The following is a 19,547-nucleotide window of genomic DNA, read 5'->3' on the forward strand; positions in this document are numbered from 1 at the left end:
CAGGGGGAAAACCGGGCCGCCGCCCTTTTTGCGTGCCCGGAAACAACCCGCCGTGGTCTTCCCGGGAGGCGCCGGGCCGGGCTTGTAGGCTTGCTGCCACTTGTCCCGTTACGGAAGGCGCCCGTCATGCACTACGTCGTTTTGCAGGTCATCCTCAAGGAAAAACTGTGGGGAACCGGATCGGGAAACCTGACGTCTCTCGAGAAGACCATCAATGACCAGGCCGCCAAGGGCTACCGGCTGCACACCATCACGACTGCGAGCAGCGGCAGCAAGGGGCTCGCCGGCGGGGACCGGATCCAGGCGACGCTGGTGTTCGAGAGCCTGGGATAGCCTTCCGGCGGCCGGCCGAGTGGTCGGTAGAGGGGCAGGCTCAGTGGGCGTTGCCGGCTGGCTGGGCGGCGAGGCTGTCCAGCCAGGCCAGGGCTTCCGACTCGGAGGTGAAGTAGGCGTGCGGGCAGTGGTCGTGACGGCTGAGGGCCGCCCCCATGATGGTGTCCACCACGCTGGAGCCGATCATCGCCACCGCGGAGGCGGCCTGGGCGTGGGCGAAGGCGGCCCGGGCAGGGTTGCTCAGGGTCACTCCGGCGATCTCCAGCAGCAGCGGCCGCGGGGCCGAGCTCAGGCTGCGCATCGCCTCGATGGAGGCGCGGGCGTCGTCGGCGTCGACGTCGGACTCCGGGGCCCAGACCAGGTGGAAGTATTGCCCGCGAAGGCCCAGCCGGCCCTTCCCGTCCGCGATCAGAATCTCGTTCATTTACGCCTCCTGCGCCCAACTTACCCCGGGCGGGTCACGATCAGCGCGGGGGCACGAAAAAGCGCCGGAAGACGGGTTGTCTTCCGGCGCTTTCGCGGTGCGCTGTGCCGGTGATGTCGATGATGCCGGGGGCGCCGACGACGCCGCTAGGTGAGCAGGGCCTGGGCGGTGACGTAGGCGGCGACGGCCAGGACCAGGATGCCGAAGCTGCGCTTGAGGATCCGGTCCGGGATGTTCGTGCCGAGCCGTCCGGCCAGCAGGGACGCGGCCATGGCTGCCACGGCGAAGGCGGCCGTGACGGCCCAGTCGATGTGCAGGTCGCCCAGGTGGGCGGCGAAGCCGGCGATGGAGTTGATCACGATGATCACCAGCGACGTCCCCACGGTGGCCGCCATCGGCAGGCCGAGGACCAGCGTCAGGGCCGGGACGATCAGGAAGCCGCCGCCCACGCCCAGCAGGCCGGTCAGGAAGCCCACGACGGCGCCGGTGGCGATCGCCTTGGGCAGGCAGCTGCGCCAGTGCACCCCGCCGCCGGGAAGGGCGCAGGACCCGCCGGCGGCCTTGGCGGGCATCATCATGCGGACGCCCGCGATCACCACGATGGCGGCGAATGCCAGGAGCAGGACCTTCTGGTCCAGCAGCCGGTTGACGTAGGCGCCGAGGTAGGCGGTGGCGGTGCCGGCGGCGCCGATGATCACGGCCAGGCGCCAGTTCACGTTGCGGAGCCGGGGAACCACCGCGACGGCCGAGGAGGCGCCGACGACGACCAGCGAGGTCGGGATCGCCGCGGAAAGCGGGAGCCCGACGCCGTAGACCAGGGCGGGAACGGCGAGGATGGAGCCTCCGCCGCCGACCAGGCCGAGGAGGCCGCCGACGATCAGGCCGAAGGCCGCCGCGGTGATGATCATGACTTGGCGCCCAGGTTCTGCAGAGCCTGGTGGGCAGTGGGCTCGTTGGCGGAGCGGTTCCACGGCATCTTGGAGAGCATCTGGCCCATGGCACAACTGTTGGTCGCCGCGGAGAAGGTCAGGCCCGCGCCGATCCCGCCGGCCAGCAGGCCGAGCTTGGGGGAGAGGAGCTTGCTGCCGACGACGCCGGCGAGCACCAGTGAACCGGCCGTCATCCGGACCTGGCGTTCCAGGGCCCAGGTGTTCTTGCCCTTGACGACGTTGCCGCCCGCGGCGGCGTAGGCGGGAACCCCGCCGGTGAGGACGCTGGCGCTGCCGAGGCCGACGGCGTCGAGGTGCTTGCGGGCCTGTTCCGCGCGGTTGCCGGACTGGCAAACCAGCACCACGCGGGTGCCCATCTTGGCGGCGAACTCCTCTGCATGTTCGCTCAGCAGGGGCAGCGGCACGTGGTAGGAGCCCTTGATGTGCATCGAGTCGAATTCGGCGCCGCCGCGGACGTCGATCACCATCAGGTCATCGTGGTTGTCTTCCCAGGCCTTCAGCGTTGCCGCGTCGATGGACTTGGGAGCCGTGGCGGCGGGGGTGGGGACGTTCGTGGAAGTCATAATCTCTTTCGGTCTAGCAAGGGGTGGAGCGGGGTGGTGCCGACGGCGCACCCACGGAGGCGGGGACGACGTCGTCCGCCTGCCGGCTCCTGTGCCCGGCATGCCGGGTACAGGTGGCGTGGCAGGTGGAAGCCCGGACGGCGCAGTTGGGGGTCGGCGCCGCCCGGGCGGTCTGTGGGGATTAGGCGGCCGGCAGGCCGTTCGCGGACCAGTCGAGCATGCCGCCGGTCATCGTGTAGGCGGTGAAGCCCGCGGCGGCGAGCTGGTCGGCGGCGGCGGCGCTGCGCCGGCCGCTGCGGCAGACGGCCACCACGGGGCGGGACTTGTCCAGCTCGGCAACCCGGGACCGCAGTTCGCCCAGGGGGATGTGCCGCGCGCCGGCGATCATGCCCGCGGCGACCTCGTCGGCTTCGCGGACGTCGACGATCTGGGCATCAGTGCCGTTGTTGATCTGGGCATTCAGTTCGTTGGTGGTGATGTCCATGGTGTGGCCTTTCGGGGGTGCCAGGGGATTCGGGGTCAGGGGAAATTGGCGATGCGCGGGGGTGCAAAAGCCCGTGCCGCGGCTCAGGTAAGGCGAAGAAAGAGTGCCTGGAGTTCCTCGAGCGTCGGCGGCGCCGCGGCGGCGGGGCCGGTGGCGCCCGTGCCGACGTCGGCGGCCATCGCGGCTGGCGGCGTCGTCCCGGTCTTCACGGCCGGGGCGAGGCAGTCGCGCATGGCGCTGGAGATGAGTTCGAAGCCGGCCTTGTCCAGGGCCCCGCGGACGGCCGCCAGCTGCGTGACGGCGGCCCGGCAGTCCGTGCCGGACTCGATCGCGTCGATCAGTGCGGTCAGCTGCCCGCGCGCCCGCTTGAGCCGGTTGACGGTCCGGTGCTGGGATGCTCCGGGCGACGGCGCGGCCGCGGTGGCGGACATGCCTAGCGTCCGGCCTGGTAGGTCACGGGGTGGCCGTTGCGGTACCACTCGGTGATGCCACCCATGACGTTGACCGCGTCATACCCGGCCTCCGTAAGCGCCGCCGTCGCCCGCGAGCTCCGTCCACCGGACGCGCACAGGATGTACACGGTCCGGTCGGCGGGGATGTCGCCCATGGACTGCTGGAAGCGGGAGAGCGGGACGTTCCTGGTGCCGGGCACGAAGGCCTCGGCGTACTCTTCCTTCTCGCGGACATCGATGATCGGGACGCCGGAACCCAAGGCAGCCAGGTCGTCCACGGAAATGCTCTTCATGTCCACAGTCCTTTCATGGGGGGCGGAGGCCGCCGCGGTGGCCTTCATCTCCTTCCATGATGATACCCCCAGGGGTATTTAGCAAGTCACCGTTGATGCTTGCCAAAATACCCCCCGGGGTATAATTTGGACGCATGGCGACCATTGACATCACCGAACAGACCTTTGAGTCCACCATCTCCGGCAACGACATCGTGCTGGTCGACTTCTGGGCAGCCTGGTGTGGCCCCTGCCGCATGTTCGCCCCGACATTCGGCAAAGCCTCAGAAGCCCACCCCGACATCGTTTTCGCCAAGGTGGACACAGAGGCCGAGCCAGCCCTCTCCGCGGCGGCCCGGATCACCTCCATCCCCACCCTGATGGCGTTCCGCGAGGGCATCCTCGTCTTCTCCCAGCCCGGCGCGATGAACGCCAGCGGCCTTGAGCAGCTCATCACCGCCATCAAGGAACTCGACATGGACGACGTCCGCGCAAAGATGGCCGAGGCGCAGGCCTCCTAGCGGGTTTCCTGGTTCTGCTCCTCGGCCTGCCGCTTCTCCTCGGCCTGGAGGATGCCGTCGCGGACCGCAGAGCGGACCACGCCGTGGAGGACGTAGAAGAAGATCGCCGCGAAGGTAACGGTCAGGACCAGGCCGTTCACTCGGGCGTCCCGTCGGGCCAGTAGGCCTGGGCGTCCACGGCCGCGTCGCGCAGGGCGGCCCCGTCCAGGGTGATGGAACTTTCTTCGATGCCCATCGCCGTCCACTGCGTCACGAGGCGCAGGTCTCCCGCCGGCGGCAATGGCCAGAGCCATAGTATTCCGGTGCCGGAGAGGTCGTGGTCGCCGCCGTGGCCGCCTCCGCTCCTGAACGTGAACACCGGGCCCTCCGGTTCCTGCCCCATCGGCGGCCCCGCGTACTGGTCAAAGGTCGAGCTGCTTGCTGCCGTGCCGTCCGGAAATTGGACGCCGAAAAGGAAGAGATCCTCGCGGGAGACGGAGGGGCCCGGTGCGCCGGGCCGGTTAAAGAAGCCGGCGTTCATTGTGGCCCATTTCTGGTCGTCCTCGTCGGTCCGGCGAATGGTCCAGGTCAGCTTCATTGTGCACCCGGTGGAATAGGCGCTCGCAGACTCGACGGCGACGACTCGGCCGGCGGAGCGGTGAAGGAAGCGGCTGACCGGGACGATGGCCGGCAACTCGTAGCGCGGTGGTCCCGACCACGGCGGCGGCACGAACTCGGGCATCCGCGGCCGTGGGGGCATGGCTGGAATGGGATAGTCCTGGAAAAAGGTCACGGGTGGTCCTTTGCGTCCGCTGGCTGTGACAGGCCGAGGGGCGCTGGGCGTGGTGGGCCCCGGATCCCCCAATCCGTCCTAGGCCGCCCAGTCTAGCCGCGGCGGTGGTAGCGGCTGCGGACCTGCCCTGCGGGAGTTGCAGCAAGTGAGCCCAGCCGGAAGACTGCCGGGATGGGGCGGGAAGAAATTGCTGGCGATGAACTGCGCACCGGCATGCCGGTCAGATATCGGGCGGTGCTGGCCGTGATCGGGCTGCTGGCGGCCGCCGTCGTGACCCTGTCCACCGGTCAGGCGTGGGCGGGTGTGGCGATGCTGTTGGTTTTTGTCTCCGTGGGGAGAATGACCGCCCGCATCCGCTGCGACGGGACCGGAGTGCACCTCAAAGTCGCCGGGCTCTTCTCCACCACCGTTGCCTACGCTGACATTGTTGACGTCACGCCCGGGCCGGAGACCGGCCTGGGCGAAGGGATGGGCCTGAGGGTCCTCCGTGGCGGCGGCACCGGCTATCTGGTGGGCGGCCCGACGCTGAGGATACGGGCCAACGGTGCCTGGGTCCTGGTCTCCTGCGCAGATCCGGACGCCGGTGTGGAACTGATCCGCGCGCGGGGCGGGCTGGCTCTTTAGCCCTGGGTGCCCTCGCCGCGCGCCACGGCTTCGAGGCGGTTGTAGTAGTTGCCCCACCAGGCCTGGTCTTCTGCGGGCAGGTTGCTGTAACCGTCCCGGTGTCCGGCGCTGCCGTCGGCCAACTCCCGCACGATATCGGCGTGCCCGGCGTGCCGGTGCGTCTCCGCCGTCACGTGCACCAGGATGCGGGCCAGGGTGACGGGATTGCTGGCTTCGCGCCACCACGGAACGAACCCGGCGGCCGTGAGCGGAAGCCGGGCGATGGTCTCGTCGGCATGGGCCCAGACGCGCCGATACAGTCCGATGATGTCCTCGCGGGTCTCCCCGGGAGTGGCCCACATGTCAGCGTTCGGCTCGGCGTCGGGTGCGAGCCAGCTCAGTGTTTCCGGGAACGGCCGGTCGAACACCGAACCGAAGTACTCGGCCTCGACCCCCGCTAAATGCTTGATCAGCCCCAGCAGATTCGTGCCCGTGGGCGTGAGCGGCCGGCGGATGTCGTAGTCGGAAAGACCGTCGAGCTTCCAGACCAGTGCGTCACGGCCCTCCTGCAGGTAGCGGCACAGGTCCGCTTTCGCTCCATCGCTCATGACCGCGATCCTGTCCGCGATGCGGGGTGATTGCAAGTCAACGGGCGCGCCTCAGCGGGTCTCCTGGTCCGGATCCAGCCGCGGTGCCTTCCTGAGGCGGTATCCGAGGGCTACGGCTGCACCTATAAATGCCATTCCGGCGTTCGTAAGGAATCCCTCCCACCAGCGGTCCAACTGCTGGTCGAAGAAAATCCGGCCTGCGACCAAGGCCGCCCCACCCCCGGCTATCAGAATGACGCGCGTCCTGGCCCGTTTCCGCTGGGCGGCCCTTAGCGGGACGGGGGCGTCCCGCTCCTTGTAGTCCTCCCGGTCGAAGAGCAGGAAGGGGATCGATGCGAACAGGTTGGCGAACATCGTCTGCAACATCATTTGGCCGGTGACGGTCCCTCGGTCGTCGACGGACACCATGAGGTACGCAAGGAGCCCGACCACCAGGGCAAACAAAGCCCCGACGATGATGAGGCGCCTGCGGTCCCTGACGAACACCAGGGCCTTGCCCTTGGAGCGGCCCCTGATCAGCCACAGCCCGGCGCCGGCCAAGCCCAGCCCCCAGGCGGACATTCCCAGTATGGTGAGCACGTCCCGTCCGGACAGGCCGCCCACAATGCTGAGCCCCGAGATGACGCTCACAAGGCCAAGGCCCAGCGTCAGCGAACCACAAAGAATGCGGAACGCGGCGGCTCGGCTCACACCGCGCCGGTGGCGGACTGACGGATGTACCCCTCCACCGCAGCCTGGGAGATGCGGTAGGAGCGGCCGAACCGGACGGCGGCCAGGGCGTGCGACTTGACCAGGCGGTACACGGTCATCCGGGACACGCGCATGATGTCGGCGACCTCGGCGATGGTCAGGTAGGCGGGGCGGTCGGCTGGAAGCATGGAACAGACTCCTTCTGGGACGCGGGAACGGAATATGCGGTACTCAGTCGGGCAGGCGGACGGTGCGGTGGTCGAAGAACACGAGCGTTCCTGCCGGCGTGCCGGGGACCCTGACCCCCACATAGGGTGGCCGGATGACCGTCACCCGTCCCTCGCGGCGGCCGTTGAAGGGGTCATCCCCGACCACCACCTGGCCCACGCGGAAGCGGACCCGGGGCGTGCCCAGGCGGCTGATCACGGCACGGAGACGGCGTTGTCCCCGGGCTGCGGCGGGGGCTGCCCCGCCGCGCGGTTCAGGGGGAGCGGACTGGAGGTGGCTGGCGGCGTGAACGCCCATCGGAGTGCTCCTTCCGGCGGATCGAAACGTCTCCCCACGGTAGGCACCCGCACCCACCCTTCACACGAGTAACAGGTACCCCATCTTTCTCACGGACTACTTGCTTGCCGCCGACGGCGGAGCGCCCGCCGGGGGACGGCGGCGGCCGTGGTTCCGGTGGAGGTCTTATCTGGGATTACAGACACTTGAGAATCATGGGGTCCGCCGCCGGACTTCTGCCGATGCATTCTTAAGTACGGGATACCGGACACCCCCTGCCGAAGGACGGACATGACAACTGCACCGCACGCCCCCGCCACGCCCGCCGCCAGGGCTGCCTCCAAGGTTCCCGCCGCCGAAAACACCCTGCGGATCCTCAAACTGCTGGCCTCCAAGCGCGGGCCGATGGCGGCGTCGAACATCGCCACAGCGCTGGACCTGCCGCGCTCCAGCGTCTACCACCTCCTGGGGGTCATGGAGGCCAACGGCTTCGTGCTGCACCTGCACGAGGAACGCCGCTACGGACTGGGCATCAGCGCCTTCGAGCTCAGCTCTGCCTATTCCAGGCAGGAGCCGCTATCCCGTCTGGGCCGCCCCATGCTTGCCGCCCTGGTGGACAAGATCGGCGAAAGCGCCCACCTGGCCGTCCTGCACGGCCGCGACGTCCTCTACATCGTGGAGGAGCGCGCCAAAAACCGCCCCTCCCTGGTGACCGACGTCGGCGTCCGGCTTCCCAGCCACCTCACCGCCAGCGGCCGCGCCATCCTGGCCGCCCTGCCGAAGTCCCAGGTCCGGGCCCTTTACCCGAATGCCGCCGCGTTCAGCGTCCGGCACGAGAGTGAAACCGCTATCACCAAGTACTCGGCCCTCTCCTCGCACCTGGACCAAGTCCGGCAGCGCGGCTACGCCACCGAACACGGCGAGGTCACCCCCGGCTTCGGCTCAATCGCCGCCGCCGTCACGGACCACGCAGGCTGGCCGACGGCCGCCGTTGCCGTGACCTTCCTCGAGGACAAGCTGCCGGCCGAGCAATGGCCGGCACTGGCCGCGCGGGTCAAGAAGGCCGCCGACGATCTCTCGGTCCGGATCTACGGCCGCCCCAGCCCGACTCACTAGCGGGCCGTTGTGGGCCCTGAAAAAGGCTTTAGCTGCGAGTTGGTTAGGTCTGGTATTCCGGACAGCACCCCCGTCAAAGCCCTGTGACCGGCGCCACCGGCAGGCTTTAGTAGATATAGAACCTCTCCCCGGAACCACCCCACACCACGAAGGAGCCCCTCATGGCACCCGCCGATTTCACCACCGGTGCCCGCCCGGTCAAGGCAGCCCGCGGCACCGAGCTCACCGCCAAAAGCTGGCAGACCGAGGCCCCGCTGCGCATGCTGATGAACAACCTGGACCCCGAGGTGGCCGAACGCCCGGACGATCTGGTGGTCTACGGCGGCACCGGCCGGGCCGTCCGGTCCTGGGCCGCGTTCGACGCCATCACCCGCACCCTGGAAACCCTCGAAAAGGATGAGACCCTGCTGGTCCAGTCCGGCAAGCCGGTGGGCGTTTTCCGCACCAACGAGTGGGCCCCGCGCGTGCTGTTGGCCAACTCCAACCTCGTCGGCGATTGGGCGACCTGGCCTGAATTCCGCCGGCTCGAGGCCGAGGGGCTGATGATGTACGGCCAGATGACCGCCGGGTCCTGGATCTACATCGGTACCCAAGGCATCCTGCAGGGCACCTTCGAGACCTTCGCCGCGATTGCCCGCAAGCTCACCGGGGACGCAAACGGCACCCTCGCAGGCACCCTGACCCTCACCGGCGGCTGCGGCGGCATGGGTGGCGCGCAGCCGCTCGCCGTCACCCTCAACGACGGCGCCTGCCTGATCGTCGACGTCGACGAATCCCGGCTCCGCCGCCGTGCCGGCAAGCGCTACCTCGACGAGGTCGAAACCGACCTCGACGCCGCGATCGCCAAGGTCCTGAAGGCCAAGGAGGAGCGCCGCGGCTGGTCCGTCGGGTACGTCGGCAACGCCGCCGAGGTGTTCCCGGAGATCCTCCGCCGCCACAACGCCGGCGAACTCACCGTGGACATCGTCACGGACCAGACCTCCGCGCACGACCCCCTGAGCTACCTGCCCGAGGGGATCACGGTCGGGGAATGGCACCGCGAGGCGGAGGCGGACCCGGAGGGCTTCACCAAGAAGGCCCAGGCCTCCATGGCCCGCCACGTCCAGGCCATGGTCGAATTCCAGGACGCCGGCGCCGAGGTCTTCGACTACGGCAACTCCATCCGTGACGAGGCCCGCAAGGGCGGCTACGCCCGGGCCTTCGAGTTCCCCGGCTTCGTGCCGGCCTACATCCGGCCGCTGTTCTGCGAGGGCCTGGGCCCGTTCCGCTGGGTGGCGCTCTCCGGCGACCCCGAGGACATCCGCGTCACGGACGAGGCCATCAAGGAACTGTTCCCCGAGAACAAGCACCTGCACCGCTGGATCGACGCCGCCCAGGAACGGGTGGAATTCGAGGGCCTGCCCGCCCGCATCTGCTGGCTCGGTTACGGCGAACGTGCCAAAGCCGGCCTGCTCTTCAACCAGTTGGTCAAGGAGGGCAAGGTCAAGGCCCCCATCGTGATCGGCCGCGACCACCTCGATTCCGGCTCCGTCGCGTCCCCGTACCGCGAAACGGAGGCCATGGCCGACGGCTCGGACGCGATCGCCGACTGGCCGTTGCTGAACGCCCTGCTCAACACCGCCTCCGGTGCCACCTGGGTCTCCCTGCACCACGGCGGCGGCGTCGGCATCGGCCGCTCGATCCACGCCGGCCAGGTCTCCGTCGCCGACGGCACCGACCTCGCCGCACAGAAGCTCGAGCGCCTCCTGACCAACGACCCCGGCATGGGCGTCATCCGCCACGCCGACGCCGGCTACGACCGCGCCGTCGAGGTCGCCAGAGAACGCGGCGTCCGCATCCCCATGCAGGAGTCCGCAGACTCCGCAGACTCCGCAGAAGCAACGAAGTAGGTACATCCGATGACCCTTACCGCCCACTCGCCGCTCACTGTCACCCTCGGCGCCAGCGGCGTCACGCCCGAGGACGTCGTCGCCGTCGCCCGCCACGACGCCCGGGTGACCATCGCCGAGGATGCGCTCGACGCCGTCGAGAAGGTCCGCGCCCACATCGATGGGCTGGCCAACAGCGAGGTCCCGGCGTACGGCATCTCCACCGGCTTCGGCGCCCTGGCCAACCGGCACATCCCCGCCGAACTGCGCACCCAGCTGCAGAAATCGCTGATCCGCAGCCACGCCGCCGGCATGGGCCCGGCCGTGGAGCGCGAGGTGGTTCGCGGCATCATGTTCCTGCGCGCCAAGACCCTCGCCTCCGGCCGCACCGGGGTCCGGCCCGTGGTGCTGCAGACCATGGTGGATGTCCTGAACGCCGGCATCACCCCCGTGGTCCGCGAGTTCGGCTCGCTCGGCTGCTCCGGCGACCTCGCGCCGCTGTCCCACGTGGCCCTGGTGCTGATGGGCGAGGGCGAGGCCACCGGCCCCGACGGCACCCTCTACGGCGGACGCGGCGAGGCCCCGGTCGCCGAGTTGCTGGCCGCCCACGGCATCGAACCCGTCACCTTGGCCGAGAAGGAAGGCCTGGCCCTGGTCAACGGCACCGAGGGCATGCTGGGCATGCTGCTGATGGCCATCGCGGACCTGCGGCTGCTGCTGACGACGGCGGATATCACCGCCGCGCTCAGCGTCGAGGCGCTGCTCGGCACGGACCAGGTGTTCCTGCCCGAGCTGCACGCCGCGCTCCGGCCGCATCCCGGGCAGGCAGCCTCCGCTGACAACATGCTGAGGGTCCTCTCGAACTCCCCGATCGTGGCCTCGCACCGGGTCAACGACACCAAGGTCCAGGACGCGTACTCCCTGCGCTGCGCACCCCAGGTGGCAGGCGCCGTCCGTGACACCGTGGACCACGCCGCCCTGGTGGCGTCCCGGGAGCTGGCCGCCGCCATCGACAACCCTGTGGTGCTCCCGGACGGCCGGGTCAGCTCCAACGGCAACTTCCACGGCGCGCCGGTGGCCTACGTCTTGGACTACCTGGCGATCGCGGTCGCGGACCTGAGCTCCATCGCCGAGCGCCGCACGGACCGGATGCTGGACCCGGCCCGCTCGCACGGGCTGCCCGCGTTCCTGGCCTCCGACCCCGGCGTGGATTCGGGCCTGATGATCGCCCAGTACACCCAGGCCGGGCTGGTCTCGGACAACAAGCGGCTGGCCGTCCCGGCGTCGGTGGACTCGATTCCGAGCTCGGCCATGCAGGAGGACCACGTGTCCATGGGCTGGCATGCCGCGCGCAAGCTGCGGCGCGCGGTGGAGAACCTGCGCCGGGTGCTCGCGATCGAACTGGTCACCTCCGCCCGGGCCCTGGACATCCGAACCCAGCTCTCCGACGGCACCCTCGAACCGGGGCCGGCGGGCTCCGCCGTGATCGCCGCCCTCCGCGGCGTGGTGGAGGGGCCGGGAACGGACCGGTTCCTCTCGCCGGAACTGGAGGCCGCGGACCGGCTGGTGGGCTCCGGCGCCGTCCGTGACGCCGCCGAATCCGCCGTCGGAAATCTGGTCTGACGGCGCAGAAAATGCAGGGACGCCGGGCGTTTCGGGGACCCCCCGAAATGTTCGGCGCCCGGTCCGCCGAGGCGGGGCGGAATGTAGTAAAACTATGACCGGCGCCACACCGGTGCGCGCAGTGGATTCAGAGCATGGATTCACACCACAGATTCACACAGCGACAAGATCTACAAAGGGGTAGACGTTCATGAAAGCACGCGGGACGGTCCTGTCCAGGCGCTCGGCATTCGCGGCCACGGTCTCGGACTGGCGGAGCCTCACGGCGGGGGACCGGGTGGACATCCTTAAGCACGCCCAGCTGATCGCGGCCGGGTCCGTGGAAGAAGTCTCGGACAGCGGGAACGTCCTCTGGCTGGTGCCGGCGGCGCCCGGCGAGGCGCAGCTGTTCCTGAAGTCCGACGGCGTCCAGGTCCGGCGCAGCTAGCGCAGCACACGCAGACTGCCCGGACCCGGACATGCGGAAGGCCGGTGAGGAGGTTCCTCACCGGCCTTCCGCATGTCCAGGAGTCCGCTACGCGGCGATGGCCTCGCGGCTCTCGTGGCTCTCGTGGGTCTCGCCGAAGGGCACGGTGTCATCGAGGGACACGGTGTAGGCGCCCGGCTGGTGCCGGGTGACCCGGATGCCGCAGCGTCGTTCGACGGACGCCGAGGCGATCAGGGTGTTGACGGCGTTTTCGAGGCCGCTGTGGACTTCGCGCGCACTGTCAAACGAGAGGCTGATGGACGTGGCATCGGGGCCGACGGCCCGCATGGTGTGTGTGTTCATTACTGGTCTTTCGTTGAATCAGGCCGTTTGGCCGCCCTCTATTCTAGTCTGCGGGGCACGATGGGCCTGTCCGGAGCCGGTAGGGTGCAAGAAGCGGTACACGATTGAGGCAACGGCACGCTCCCCTGCGGGGGCCGCGCCCGGACCCCCGGCCCGGGCCCGCAATCCGGTTTCCACAGGAGGGCATGCGCATGTTTGAAGCTCCCAGCATCGTTTTTACCGCGGCCGGGATCGCCGTCTTCGTGGCCGCCATCCTGCCGAAGCTCCTGCGCAACGCACCCCTGTCCATGCCGATGGTCTTCCTCGGCGGCGGCATGCTGGCCTTCACGCTCATCCCCTCGCTGCCGGACCCTGACCCGTTGCAGCACGGGGACTTCGTCGCCCACCTCACCGAGGTCTGCGTCATCATCTCGCTGATGGGCGCGGGCCTGGCGCTGGACCGTCCCGTCGGCCGGAAGGCGTGGTCCACCACCTGGCGGATGCTGGGCCTGGCCATGCCGCTGTGCATTGTGGGCCTGACCCTGCTGGGGCTCTGGTTCCTGGGCCTGGGACTGGGTGCGGCACTCCTGGTGGCCGCGGCCCTCGCCCCCACGGACCCCGTGCTGGCCTCCGAAGTCCAGGTGGGGGAGCCGGCGGACGAGGATGAGGAGACCGAACGCGAGGACGAAATTCGGTTCGGGCTGACCTCCGAGGCGGGGCTCAACGACGGTCTGGCCTTCCCGTTCGTGTACCTGGCCATCGCCATCAGCTTCGTCGGCGCCGCACCCTCGGCCTGGTTGGGCCACTTCCTGGCCGTGGACCTGCTGTGGCGGATCGTCATCGGCGTCCTGCTCGGCTTCGGCACGGGCAAGCTGCTGGGCCGGCTCTTCTTCACCGCCCGGCACGAGACCATCCGGCTCTCCAACCACTCGGAGGGCTTCGTGGCCCTCGCGGCCACCTTCCTGGCCTACGGCGTCACCCAGCTGCTGGATGGCTACGGGTTCGTGGCGGTCTTCGTCTGCGCCCTCACCATCCGCGCGGCGGAGCGCACCCACGGCTTCCACCGGGTCATGCACTCCTACGTCGAACAGCTTGAGCGGCTGCTGACAGTGGTGATCCTGGTCCTCCTGGGCGGCGCGATCGCCCGCGGCCTGCTGGCCGGAATCGGCTGGACCGAGGTGCTGGTGGCGCTGGCGTTCCTGTTGATCGTGCGGCCGCTGGCGGGGTGGCTCGGGCTGGCTCGGGGCAAGACCGGCCCGCGGGAACGGATCGCCATCTCCTTCTTCGGCATCCGCGGCATCGGCTCGCTCTACTACCTGGCATTCGCCGTGGCACACGGAAACTTCGCCGCCCAGGCCCAGCAGCTCTGGGCCTTCGTCGGCCTGGTAGTGGCGATGTCGATCGTGTTGCACGGGGCCACCACGGCCCCGGTGATGAACCGGCTGGACCGGCTGCGCGAGCGCCGCGCGATCGAGGTCCACGGCGATGAGGACCGCGCCCCGCACACCCCCATCTAGGTAAGTCTGGGGACCTTGGCAGTGGCCGGGGCACCCGCGGCAGTGCCCCGCCCCGGCGTCAGCGGAGCAGCGTGTCGATCAGCCGCGCGGCGACCTTGGCGGTGCGCGCATCGACGTCGTACTCCGGGTTCAGCTCCGCGACGTCAACGTGCAACAACTTTCCGCTCGCCGCCACCTGCCGGCAGACTGCCGCGATCACCGCCAGCGGCACCCCGTAGGCGGCCGGGGCGCTGACCCCCGGCGCCACCGACGCGGGCAACACGTCCAGATCGATCGTCAGGTAGAGCGCATCCACGCGGTCCAGGAAGCGGGCGACGAACGCCGCAGCGGCGTCCGCGGTGCAATCCTCGTCCAGCAGGTACTCCACGCCCAGGCGTTCGGCGGTGCGGAACAGGGCGGCGGTGTTGTTGGGTTCGGAGATGCCGACGACGGCGTACTCCAGCGCGCGCCCCGCGGCCGTTTCGGCGCGGACCATCTGCAGGAACGGGGTGCCGGAGCTGGGGACCGGTTCGTCCCGCAGGTCGAAGTGGGCGTCCAGATTCAGCACGCCCACGCGGAGCCCGTCCCGGACCGCTCCGCTCCCGGCAATGCCCAGGTAGCTGGCGAAGGCGGTTTCGTGGCCACCGCCCAGCACCACCGGCAGCGCACCGGCGTCGAGCAGGCCGCTGACGATCCGCCCGGCCCGGACCTGCCCGGCCTCCAGTTCATCCCCCTCGACGGTGATGTCCCCGGCGTCGTGGACGGTCCGGCCGGAGTGGAAAGCCAGGGGGCCGAGGGCGGCGCGGAGGGCGGCCGGGGCCGCGGCCGCGCCGGGGCGGCCCTTGTTCCGCCGGACGCCGGCGTCGCTGGCGAAGCCGAGCAGGACCGCGGCGCGGGAATCCCCGGACGTGGGTGTGGGGGTGCCTCCTGCCCGGTCCGGGGAGGCTTCCGGGGAGGCCGCCGGGTAGGGCGTGACCGCCTGCCACCAGCGGCGGTGCTCGGGGCCGTCGCCGTCGAACCTTCCGAACCAGGGCTGGGGCGCGACGTCGGGAGCGGGGGAGAGGGGAGGCATGCTCCTAGCTCACCGCAGCGGCCGGCGGAAAACCAGCGCACCCGCCGTCGTCCTGTCCGGAATCCCGGAAATCGCCCGGCGCCCGGGACAACCCGGGGCTTAAACGCCGGAGGGCAACCCGCCGCGGTGAAACACTGCGGCGGGGTGCCCTCCGGAAGAGCACGCGGCTCCTAGTGGATGCCCAGCGCGGCCTCGATCGGGCCGATGCCAAAGAACAGCAGGAACGCGGCGGCCACGGCCCACATCAGCGGGTGGATCTCGCGGGCCCGGCCCTGGAAGAGGCGGATCAGCACGAAGGAGATAAAGCCGGCGCCCAGGCCGTTGGCGATCGAGTAGGTGAACGGCATGAGGGTGAAGGTCAGGAAGGCCGGGATCGCGATGCCCCAGTCCTGCCAGTCGATCTTGCCCACCTGGGAGACCATCATGAAGCCCACCACCACCAGGGCGGGGGCCACGGCCTCGAACGGAACCAGGTTGATCAGCGGGGTGAAGAACATGGCCACGAGGAACAGCAGGCCGGTGACCACGGAGGCCAGGCCCGTACGGGCGCCTTCGCCGATGCCTGCGCCGGACTCGACGTAGATCTGGTTGGAGGAGACGGACGCGCCGCCGCCCACGATCGCGCCCAGGGCATCGATCTGCAGGACGCGGTCCACGTTGGGGATGTTGCCGTCCTTGTCGATGGTGCCGGCCTCGGTGGCCAGGCCCACCATGGTGCCCATGGCGTCGAAGAAGATGCTGAGCAGGATCACGAAGGCCAGCAGGGTGGCGGCGACGACGCCGAGGTGCTCGAAGGCGCCGAACGGGTTGGCCTTGCCGATCAGAGAGAGGTCGGGGGCGGCCCACTCGGAGAACTTCGGAGCCACCAGGGACCAGCCCTGCGGGTTGTAGTTCTTGCCGTCGAAGCTGGGGCCGATGTGCAGGGTGAATTCCAGGATCACGGAGAGGATCGTGGAGGTGATGATGCCGATCAGGATGGCGCCCTTGACCTTGCGGACCACCAGCGCGATGGTCAGGATCAGGCCGACGACGAAGACGAAGGTGGGCCAGCCGAGCAGCTTGCCGTCGAAGCCCAGGCCCACGGGAACGGTCGTACCGGCGACGTCGGGGATGCGGCGGACGAATCCGGCGTTGACCAGGCCGATCAGGGCGATGAACAGGCCGATGCCCACCACGATCGCGGTCTTGAGGCCCTCCGGGACGGCCTTGAACACGGCGGTCCGGAAGCCGGTGAGGACCAGGATCAGCATGGTGACGCCGGAGAGGACCACCAGGCCCATCATGTCCGGCCAGGTCAGGCCCGGGTTGGTGGCGACCGTGACGGCCACGAAGGCGTTGACGCCGAGGCCCGTGGCCAGGGCGAACGGGTGCTTGGCCCAGGCGCCCATCAGGATGGTCAGGATGCCGGCCACAAAGGCCGTGACGGCGGCGACGGCGGGGAAGCCGAGGGTGCCGCCGGATGAGTCCGCGCCCGAGAGGATCAGCGGGTTGAGAACCACGATGTAGCTCATGGCGAAGAACGTGGCGAACCCGCCGCGGATTTCACGGGAGAAGTTCGACCCCCGTTCGGAAATCTTGAAATACCGATCGAGTGCAGAGCCCTGCTTAAGCATTGGTCCTCCGGGAGGGAAAAGGGTGTTGGCTAAATCCTATTAGGAGTGACGGCGCCCACCTGCCAGATTCGCCTAGTCTGTAAGGAAGCCAACACTCAAGGAGTCGCTCCGTCATGCCTTCTTACCGCTACACTCCCGCTTCCGCCCTGATCCGTTGCCTGACCGCGGTGCTGCTATTCGTCGCGGCCGCGCTGGGGCAGACCGTCCTGGCGGCAGCGCCAGCGTCCGCCCACGACTCGGTGGAATCCACCAGCCCGGCGGCCGACGCCAGCCTGCCCGCCCCGCCGGAAAAGGTCTCCATCACCCTCAGCAACCACCCCCTGGCAATCGGCTCGCAGATCAAGGTCAACGACGCCGGCGGCACCAACTGGGCGGACGGCGACGTGCAGATCGTGGACAACGTCGCGTCCCAACCGCTGAAGCCGGGCGCTCCCGCCGGCCGGTTCACTGTGCAGTGGCGCGTGGCCAGCTCCGACGGACACCCGATCGAGGGAACCTTCGGCTTCACCGCGGCGGCCGCGGCTCCGGGAGCGGCAGCGTCGGCGGGCGCGTCCACGGGCGCCAACACCGTCCCGACCATGGGCACCGCCGAGCCAGGGACGACCATCGCCCCGACGCCGGTGAAGGACGCATCGGAGCCGTTTCCGTGGAGCATCGTGATCTTCGTGGCCGTCGCCATCGGCATCCTGGTGGCACTGGGCTTGATGGCGAAGCGCCGGCTGCAGGCCGGAGACGACGACCGGGCCTAACCCGGTCTCGTTGTCGCCGAGCGGGTCAGGCGGGCAGCGCCAGCCGGCCGCCGAGCAGGGACGGCAGGCCCTCCGGGTGCACCTTGGCCGAGATGGCCTGGCCGACGACCTTGGCCTGCCGCAGCACCTCCTTCGGCGTCGGGGTGATCAGTTCACCCACGCCCACGAGGTACATGCCGAGGGCGTGCATGGCGGCCATCAGGTTCTGGCCGACGGCGACGCCGAGCTCCACCAGCATGCGCCGCAGCTGGCTGTGCGCGCAGCGGGTAAGCACCAGGTGGTCTGCGTAGAGGATTCCGCCCGGGGTCCGGACCGCCCAGCCCTGGGACGGCGCCATGGCGTAGTCGGAACCGGAGGTGCCCGCCAGGCAGGCGGTTCCCGCCCCGGCGCCGTCGGCCATCAGCCGGTCCAGCTGCAGGGCGCGGACCGAGCCGCGGACGTCAAGGTTGTGGCTGGCGGCGTAGTTGCGGAGGTGGCGGAGGATTTCGTTGCGTTCGCGCAGCGTGGCCGCGTCGGCCGCGTCGCAGCGCTGGAGGGACGAGGTGTTGGCCGGGTTGCCGGCCCCGAGGAGGTCCAGGCCGTCCACCACAATGGCGTCGACGCCGCGGCGCTGTAGCTCGCTGGCCACCGCCAAACCGGACAGACCCGTACCGATGACCACAGTGCTGGTCCGTTCGATTCCGCCGTTCACAGGCATGCTCGACACTGCAGGGTCCCTCCTCGAATAATGCCGGATCCGGGCCCGTGCCCGGACAGCTTTCCGGACCCGCCACAGGGCATCCCAGAGGGATGATCAGATCTGAAAGACGAGTCTCGGTTCAGCAATGCCTCAGAGGATACCCAACAATTCTGACCGTGAACAGACCCGCGTTAAAGACTTTGACGCAATGCCCGGGAGCGGGCATGCGGGCGGTCCGGCTGCGGTCCGCTGAGGTGCGCGCCGCCGCCCCTGCGATCTGGCAGAATAGCCGCAACACAGCCACATTCGCGAGGAGGCGGACCCCATGGCCGAGGAACAGACGCACCCATACCGCGACGGCGATTCCGGCGGGGAACGCCCCGCCGTGCGCGGCATCGTCGTCGGCGTCGACGGCTCCGAGCACAGCCACTGTGCCCTCGTGTGGGCGGCCAGGGAAGCCGAACGACGGCAGGAACCGCTGCACATCGTCACCGCCTACTCGGTGCCCGTCTTCGCCGCCTCCGGACTCGACGGCGGCTACGCCACCGTGGACGACTCCGTCATCCGCGAGGGCGCCGAGGCCATCCTCAAGCAGGCCATGGACAAGGTGGCCGGCTACTCGATCGACGTGGACGCCTCGGTGGAGAACGGCGACGCCTCCGGGGTCCTGCTGGAGATGACCGAGACCGCGGACCTGCTGGTCTTCGGCACCCGGGGCCGGGGCGGATTCGTCGGCCGGCTGCTCGGGTCGGTCAGCAGTGCCCTGCCCGCCCACGCCAAGTGCCCCACCGTGACCGTGCCGCTGGTCTGCGGCGACCGGCTGGGCGAGACCACCGAGGACCGGCACGTCCGGGCGGAGCGCGAGAAGTCGGGCCACCAGCCGGTGGAGAACGTCGTGGTGGTGGGCGTCGACGGTTCCGACCAGGCCCGGGTGGCCGTCCTTGAGGCCGCCGCCGAGGCGGAGCGGCTCGCCGCGAAGCTGCGGATTGTCTGCGCCGTGCCGCAGTACAGCGGCTCGCTCGCCTGGGTTCCCGCCCCGATGGACCGGGAGGCCCTGTTCGCCGACATCCGGGTCCAGCTCGACGCCGGCGTCGCCTGGGTGAAGAGCCACTTCCCCAACCTGGAGGTGGAGACCAGCCTGGTGGACGGCTCGCCGGTGGACGTCCTGGTCGAAGCCAGCCGCCACGTGGAGCTGGTGGTGGTGGGCACCCGCGGCCGCGGCGGCTTTGCCGGAATGCTCCTGGGCTCGACTTCGGACGGCATCCTGCACCACACCAAGGGACCGGTCATGGTGGTCCCGGACCGGGAGGATCCGCGCCTGGCGGACCGGGCCAACTTCGGGCCGGTGCTCGGCCGCTCCTGAGCGTGATGCCCGTCACCGGCGGGCGTAGAGTTAATACATGAACT

The 19,547-nt window shown here is 69.5% G+C and carries 26 protein-coding genes; 10 read left to right on the forward strand and 16 right to left on the reverse strand.

Annotated elements, in window-relative coordinates:
• Window positions 1–126 precede the first annotated feature (126 nt).
• Complete coding sequence (locus tag ACFUCU_RS10760) at window positions 127–333, forward strand: DUF4177 domain-containing protein (protein WP_290256885.1); 207 nt, start codon at window positions 127–129, stop codon at window positions 331–333.
• A 40-nt stretch (window positions 334–373) separates the two neighbouring features.
• Here the strand turns inward: ACFUCU_RS10760 and ACFUCU_RS10765 are convergent, their stop codons facing one another.
• The 6 genes from ACFUCU_RS10765 to ACFUCU_RS10790 all read right to left on the reverse strand — a co-directional run bounded on the left by ACFUCU_RS10765 (window position 374) and on the right by ACFUCU_RS10790 (window position 3,499).
• Complete coding sequence (locus ACFUCU_RS10765) at window positions 374–757, reverse strand: STAS/SEC14 domain-containing protein (RefSeq protein ID WP_377972540.1); 384 nt, start codon at window positions 755–757, stop codon at window positions 374–376.
• Window positions 758–903: 146 nt separating this feature from the next.
• The gene (locus ACFUCU_RS10770; RefSeq protein WP_377972542.1) at window positions 904–1,665 is read right to left on the reverse strand and encodes a sulfite exporter TauE/SafE family protein; all 762 of its coding nucleotides are present in this window, start codon (window positions 1,663–1,665) and stop codon (window positions 904–906) included.
• Entirely contained in the window at window positions 1,662–2,270 is a 609-nt protein-coding gene (locus ACFUCU_RS10775; protein ID WP_377972544.1) for a rhodanese-like domain-containing protein, read from the reverse strand. The genes ACFUCU_RS10770 and ACFUCU_RS10775 overlap by 4 nt, the downstream gene beginning before the upstream one ends.
• 181 nt (window positions 2,271–2,451) lie before the next feature.
• Complete coding sequence (locus tag ACFUCU_RS10780; RefSeq protein ID WP_377972545.1) at window positions 2,452–2,754, reverse strand: rhodanese-like domain-containing protein; 303 nt, start codon at window positions 2,752–2,754, stop codon at window positions 2,452–2,454.
• Window positions 2,755–2,837: 83 nt separating this feature from the next.
• A complete protein-coding gene (locus ACFUCU_RS10785; RefSeq protein WP_377972547.1) occupies window positions 2,838–3,185 on the reverse strand; it encodes a metal-sensitive transcriptional regulator in 348 nt (115 codons plus the stop codon).
• Window positions 3,186–3,187: 2 nt separating this feature from the next.
• Window positions 3,188–3,499, reverse strand: a complete 312-nt coding sequence (locus ACFUCU_RS10790) for a rhodanese-like domain-containing protein (RefSeq protein WP_377972549.1) — start codon at window positions 3,497–3,499, stop codon at window positions 3,188–3,190.
• Between the two features lie 134 nt (window positions 3,500–3,633).
• On the opposite strand from ACFUCU_RS10790, the gene trxA reads away from it, so the two are divergent.
• Window positions 3,634–3,999, forward strand: coding sequence for a thioredoxin (gene trxA, locus ACFUCU_RS10795; protein WP_377972550.1), 366 nt, complete (start codon window positions 3,634–3,636; stop codon window positions 3,997–3,999).
• On the opposite strand, the gene ACFUCU_RS10800 is transcribed toward trxA, so the two are convergent.
• On the reverse strand, window positions 3,996–4,139 hold the full coding sequence (locus ACFUCU_RS10800) for a hypothetical protein (protein ID WP_290256877.1): 144 nt from the start codon (window positions 4,137–4,139) through the stop codon (window positions 3,996–3,998). The two genes, trxA and ACFUCU_RS10800, sit on opposite strands and share 4 nt — an antisense overlap.
• Complete coding sequence (locus tag ACFUCU_RS10805; protein WP_377972552.1) at window positions 4,136–4,771, reverse strand: hypothetical protein; 636 nt, start codon at window positions 4,769–4,771, stop codon at window positions 4,136–4,138. Before ACFUCU_RS10805 ends, ACFUCU_RS10800 begins: the two co-directional genes overlap by 4 nt.
• Before the next feature lie 171 nt (window positions 4,772–4,942).
• Between ACFUCU_RS10805 and ACFUCU_RS10810 the strand changes: the two genes are divergently transcribed.
• Window positions 4,943–5,395 carry a hypothetical protein gene (locus ACFUCU_RS10810; protein ID WP_377972553.1) on the forward strand — a complete coding sequence of 151 codons (453 nt, stop codon included), beginning with the start codon at window positions 4,943–4,945 and terminating at the stop codon, window positions 5,393–5,395.
• Here ACFUCU_RS10810 and ACFUCU_RS10815 read toward each other — a convergent pair.
• The 4 genes from ACFUCU_RS10815 to ACFUCU_RS10830 are packed head-to-tail and all read right to left on the reverse strand — an operon-like array spanning window position 5,392 to window position 7,197.
• Entirely contained in the window at window positions 5,392–5,982 is a 591-nt protein-coding gene (locus tag ACFUCU_RS10815; RefSeq protein WP_290256874.1) for a DinB family protein, read from the reverse strand. The two genes, ACFUCU_RS10810 and ACFUCU_RS10815, sit on opposite strands and share 4 nt — an antisense overlap.
• A gap of 51 nt (window positions 5,983–6,033) precedes the next feature.
• A complete protein-coding gene (locus ACFUCU_RS10820; RefSeq protein ID WP_377972555.1) occupies window positions 6,034–6,612 on the reverse strand; it encodes a hypothetical protein in 579 nt (192 codons plus the stop codon).
• 56 nt (window positions 6,613–6,668) lie between these two features.
• Window positions 6,669–6,860 (reverse strand): helix-turn-helix domain-containing protein, encoded by a 192-nt coding sequence (locus ACFUCU_RS10825; protein ID WP_290256872.1) that lies wholly within the window; start codon window positions 6,858–6,860, stop codon window positions 6,669–6,671.
• 43 nt (window positions 6,861–6,903) lie between these two features.
• Window positions 6,904–7,197 (reverse strand): hypothetical protein, encoded by a 294-nt coding sequence (locus ACFUCU_RS10830; protein WP_290256871.1) that lies wholly within the window; start codon window positions 7,195–7,197, stop codon window positions 6,904–6,906.
• Window positions 7,198–7,467: 270 nt separating this feature from the next.
• On the opposite strand from ACFUCU_RS10830, the gene ACFUCU_RS10835 reads away from it, so the two are divergent.
• From ACFUCU_RS10835 to ACFUCU_RS10850, 4 genes are all read left to right on the forward strand, one after another.
• Window positions 7,468–8,292 (forward strand): IclR family transcriptional regulator, encoded by an 825-nt coding sequence (locus ACFUCU_RS10835; RefSeq protein WP_290256870.1) that lies wholly within the window; start codon window positions 7,468–7,470, stop codon window positions 8,290–8,292.
• Window positions 8,293–8,453: 161 nt separating this feature from the next.
• A complete protein-coding gene (gene hutU / locus ACFUCU_RS10840; RefSeq protein WP_377972558.1) occupies window positions 8,454–10,181 on the forward strand; it encodes a urocanate hydratase in 1,728 nt (575 codons plus the stop codon).
• A gap of 9 nt (window positions 10,182–10,190) precedes the next feature.
• Window positions 10,191–11,783 carry a histidine ammonia-lyase gene (gene hutH, locus ACFUCU_RS10845; RefSeq protein WP_377972560.1) on the forward strand — a complete coding sequence of 531 codons (1,593 nt, stop codon included), beginning with the start codon at window positions 10,191–10,193 and terminating at the stop codon, window positions 11,781–11,783.
• A gap of 190 nt (window positions 11,784–11,973) precedes the next feature.
• Window positions 11,974–12,210 (forward strand): hypothetical protein, encoded by a 237-nt coding sequence (locus tag ACFUCU_RS10850; RefSeq protein WP_290256867.1) that lies wholly within the window; start codon window positions 11,974–11,976, stop codon window positions 12,208–12,210.
• Window positions 12,211–12,297: 87 nt separating this feature from the next.
• On the opposite strand, the gene ACFUCU_RS10855 is transcribed toward ACFUCU_RS10850, so the two are convergent.
• Entirely contained in the window at window positions 12,298–12,552 is a 255-nt protein-coding gene (locus ACFUCU_RS10855; RefSeq protein WP_290256866.1) for a hypothetical protein, read from the reverse strand.
• Window positions 12,553–12,743: 191 nt separating this feature from the next.
• Here ACFUCU_RS10855 and ACFUCU_RS10860 point away from each other — a divergent pair, with 191 nt between their 5' ends.
• Window positions 12,744–14,048 carry a cation:proton antiporter gene (locus tag ACFUCU_RS10860; RefSeq protein WP_377972562.1) on the forward strand — a complete coding sequence of 435 codons (1,305 nt, stop codon included), beginning with the start codon at window positions 12,744–12,746 and terminating at the stop codon, window positions 14,046–14,048.
• Between the two features lie 58 nt (window positions 14,049–14,106).
• Here ACFUCU_RS10860 and hutG read toward each other — a convergent pair whose 3' ends face one another.
• The gene (gene hutG / locus ACFUCU_RS10865) at window positions 14,107–15,099 is read right to left on the reverse strand and encodes a formimidoylglutamase (protein WP_377972564.1); all 993 of its coding nucleotides are present in this window, start codon (window positions 15,097–15,099) and stop codon (window positions 14,107–14,109) included.
• 170 nt (window positions 15,100–15,269) lie between these two features.
• The gene (locus ACFUCU_RS10870; protein WP_290256863.1) at window positions 15,270–16,712 is read right to left on the reverse strand and encodes an NCS2 family permease; all 1,443 of its coding nucleotides are present in this window, start codon (window positions 16,710–16,712) and stop codon (window positions 15,270–15,272) included.
• A gap of 113 nt (window positions 16,713–16,825) precedes the next feature.
• On the opposite strand from ACFUCU_RS10870, the gene ACFUCU_RS10875 reads away from it, so the two are divergent.
• On the forward strand, window positions 16,826–17,461 hold the full coding sequence (locus ACFUCU_RS10875) for a copper resistance protein CopC (protein WP_377972565.1): 636 nt from the start codon (window positions 16,826–16,828) through the stop codon (window positions 17,459–17,461).
• Window positions 17,462–17,486: 25 nt separating this feature from the next.
• Here ACFUCU_RS10875 and ACFUCU_RS10880 read toward each other — a convergent pair whose 3' ends face one another.
• On the reverse strand, window positions 17,487–18,158 hold the full coding sequence (locus ACFUCU_RS10880) for an FAD-binding protein (protein ID WP_377972567.1): 672 nt from the start codon (window positions 18,156–18,158) through the stop codon (window positions 17,487–17,489).
• A 307-nt stretch (window positions 18,159–18,465) separates the two neighbouring features.
• Between ACFUCU_RS10880 and ACFUCU_RS10885 the strand changes: the two genes are divergently transcribed.
• Window positions 18,466–19,503: a universal stress protein gene (locus ACFUCU_RS10885; RefSeq protein ID WP_364136219.1), complete on the forward strand. Its 1,038-nt coding sequence runs from the start codon at window positions 18,466–18,468 to the stop codon at window positions 19,501–19,503.
• Window positions 19,504–19,547 lie beyond the last annotated feature (44 nt).

Origin of the sequence: Arthrobacter sp. NPDC057259, from assembly GCF_042668995.1 — a bacterium.
Lineage (GTDB): Bacteria > Actinomycetota > Actinomycetes > Actinomycetales > Micrococcaceae > Arthrobacter.

Excerpts from the sequence above, each read along its gene's own strand:
- ACFUCU_RS10770 (WP_377972542.1), bottom strand. The coding sequence starts at position 1,665 with ATGATCATCACCGCGGCGGCCTTCGGCCTGATCGTCGGCGGCCTCCTC.
- ACFUCU_RS10825 (WP_290256872.1), bottom strand. The coding sequence starts at position 6,860 with ATGCTTCCAGCCGACCGCCCCGCCTACCTGACCATCGCCGAGGTCGCC.
- ACFUCU_RS10880 (WP_377972567.1), bottom strand. The coding sequence starts at position 18,158 with ATGCCTGTGAACGGCGGAATCGAACGGACCAGCACTGTGGTCATCGGT.
- ACFUCU_RS10870 (WP_290256863.1), bottom strand. The coding sequence starts at position 16,712 with ATGCTTAAGCAGGGCTCTGCACTCGATCGGTATTTCAAGATTTCCGAA.
- trxA (WP_377972550.1), top strand. The coding sequence starts at position 3,634 with ATGGCGACCATTGACATCACCGAACAGACCTTTGAGTCCACCATCTCC.
- ACFUCU_RS10860 (WP_377972562.1), top strand. The coding sequence starts at position 12,744 with ATGTTTGAAGCTCCCAGCATCGTTTTTACCGCGGCCGGGATCGCCGTC.
- ACFUCU_RS10780 (WP_377972545.1), bottom strand. The coding sequence starts at position 2,754 with ATGGACATCACCACCAACGAACTGAATGCCCAGATCAACAACGGCACT.
- ACFUCU_RS10875 (WP_377972565.1), top strand. The coding sequence starts at position 16,826 with ATGCCTTCTTACCGCTACACTCCCGCTTCCGCCCTGATCCGTTGCCTG.
- ACFUCU_RS10765 (WP_377972540.1), bottom strand. The coding sequence starts at position 757 with ATGAACGAGATTCTGATCGCGGACGGGAAGGGCCGGCTGGGCCTTCGC.
- ACFUCU_RS10850 (WP_290256867.1), top strand. The coding sequence starts at position 11,974 with ATGAAAGCACGCGGGACGGTCCTGTCCAGGCGCTCGGCATTCGCGGCC.
- ACFUCU_RS10775 (WP_377972544.1), bottom strand. The coding sequence starts at position 2,270 with ATGACTTCCACGAACGTCCCCACCCCCGCCGCCACGGCTCCCAAGTCC.
- ACFUCU_RS10830 (WP_290256871.1), bottom strand. The coding sequence starts at position 7,197 with ATGGGCGTTCACGCCGCCAGCCACCTCCAGTCCGCTCCCCCTGAACCG.
- ACFUCU_RS10790 (WP_377972549.1), bottom strand. The coding sequence starts at position 3,499 with ATGAAGAGCATTTCCGTGGACGACCTGGCTGCCTTGGGTTCCGGCGTC.
- ACFUCU_RS10885 (WP_364136219.1), top strand. The coding sequence starts at position 18,466 with ATGGCCGAGGAACAGACGCACCCATACCGCGACGGCGATTCCGGCGGG.
- ACFUCU_RS10810 (WP_377972553.1), top strand. The coding sequence starts at position 4,943 with ATGGGGCGGGAAGAAATTGCTGGCGATGAACTGCGCACCGGCATGCCG.
- hutU (WP_377972558.1), top strand. The coding sequence starts at position 8,454 with ATGGCACCCGCCGATTTCACCACCGGTGCCCGCCCGGTCAAGGCAGCC.
- hutG (WP_377972564.1), bottom strand. The coding sequence starts at position 15,099 with ATGCCTCCCCTCTCCCCCGCTCCCGACGTCGCGCCCCAGCCCTGGTTC.
- ACFUCU_RS10815 (WP_290256874.1), bottom strand. The coding sequence starts at position 5,982 with ATGAGCGATGGAGCGAAAGCGGACCTGTGCCGCTACCTGCAGGAGGGC.
- ACFUCU_RS10760 (WP_290256885.1), top strand. The coding sequence starts at position 127 with ATGCACTACGTCGTTTTGCAGGTCATCCTCAAGGAAAAACTGTGGGGA.
- hutH (WP_377972560.1), top strand. The coding sequence starts at position 10,191 with ATGACCCTTACCGCCCACTCGCCGCTCACTGTCACCCTCGGCGCCAGC.
- ACFUCU_RS10785 (WP_377972547.1), bottom strand. The coding sequence starts at position 3,185 with ATGTCCGCCACCGCGGCCGCGCCGTCGCCCGGAGCATCCCAGCACCGG.
- ACFUCU_RS10835 (WP_290256870.1), top strand. The coding sequence starts at position 7,468 with ATGACAACTGCACCGCACGCCCCCGCCACGCCCGCCGCCAGGGCTGCC.
- ACFUCU_RS10855 (WP_290256866.1), bottom strand. The coding sequence starts at position 12,552 with ATGAACACACACACCATGCGGGCCGTCGGCCCCGATGCCACGTCCATC.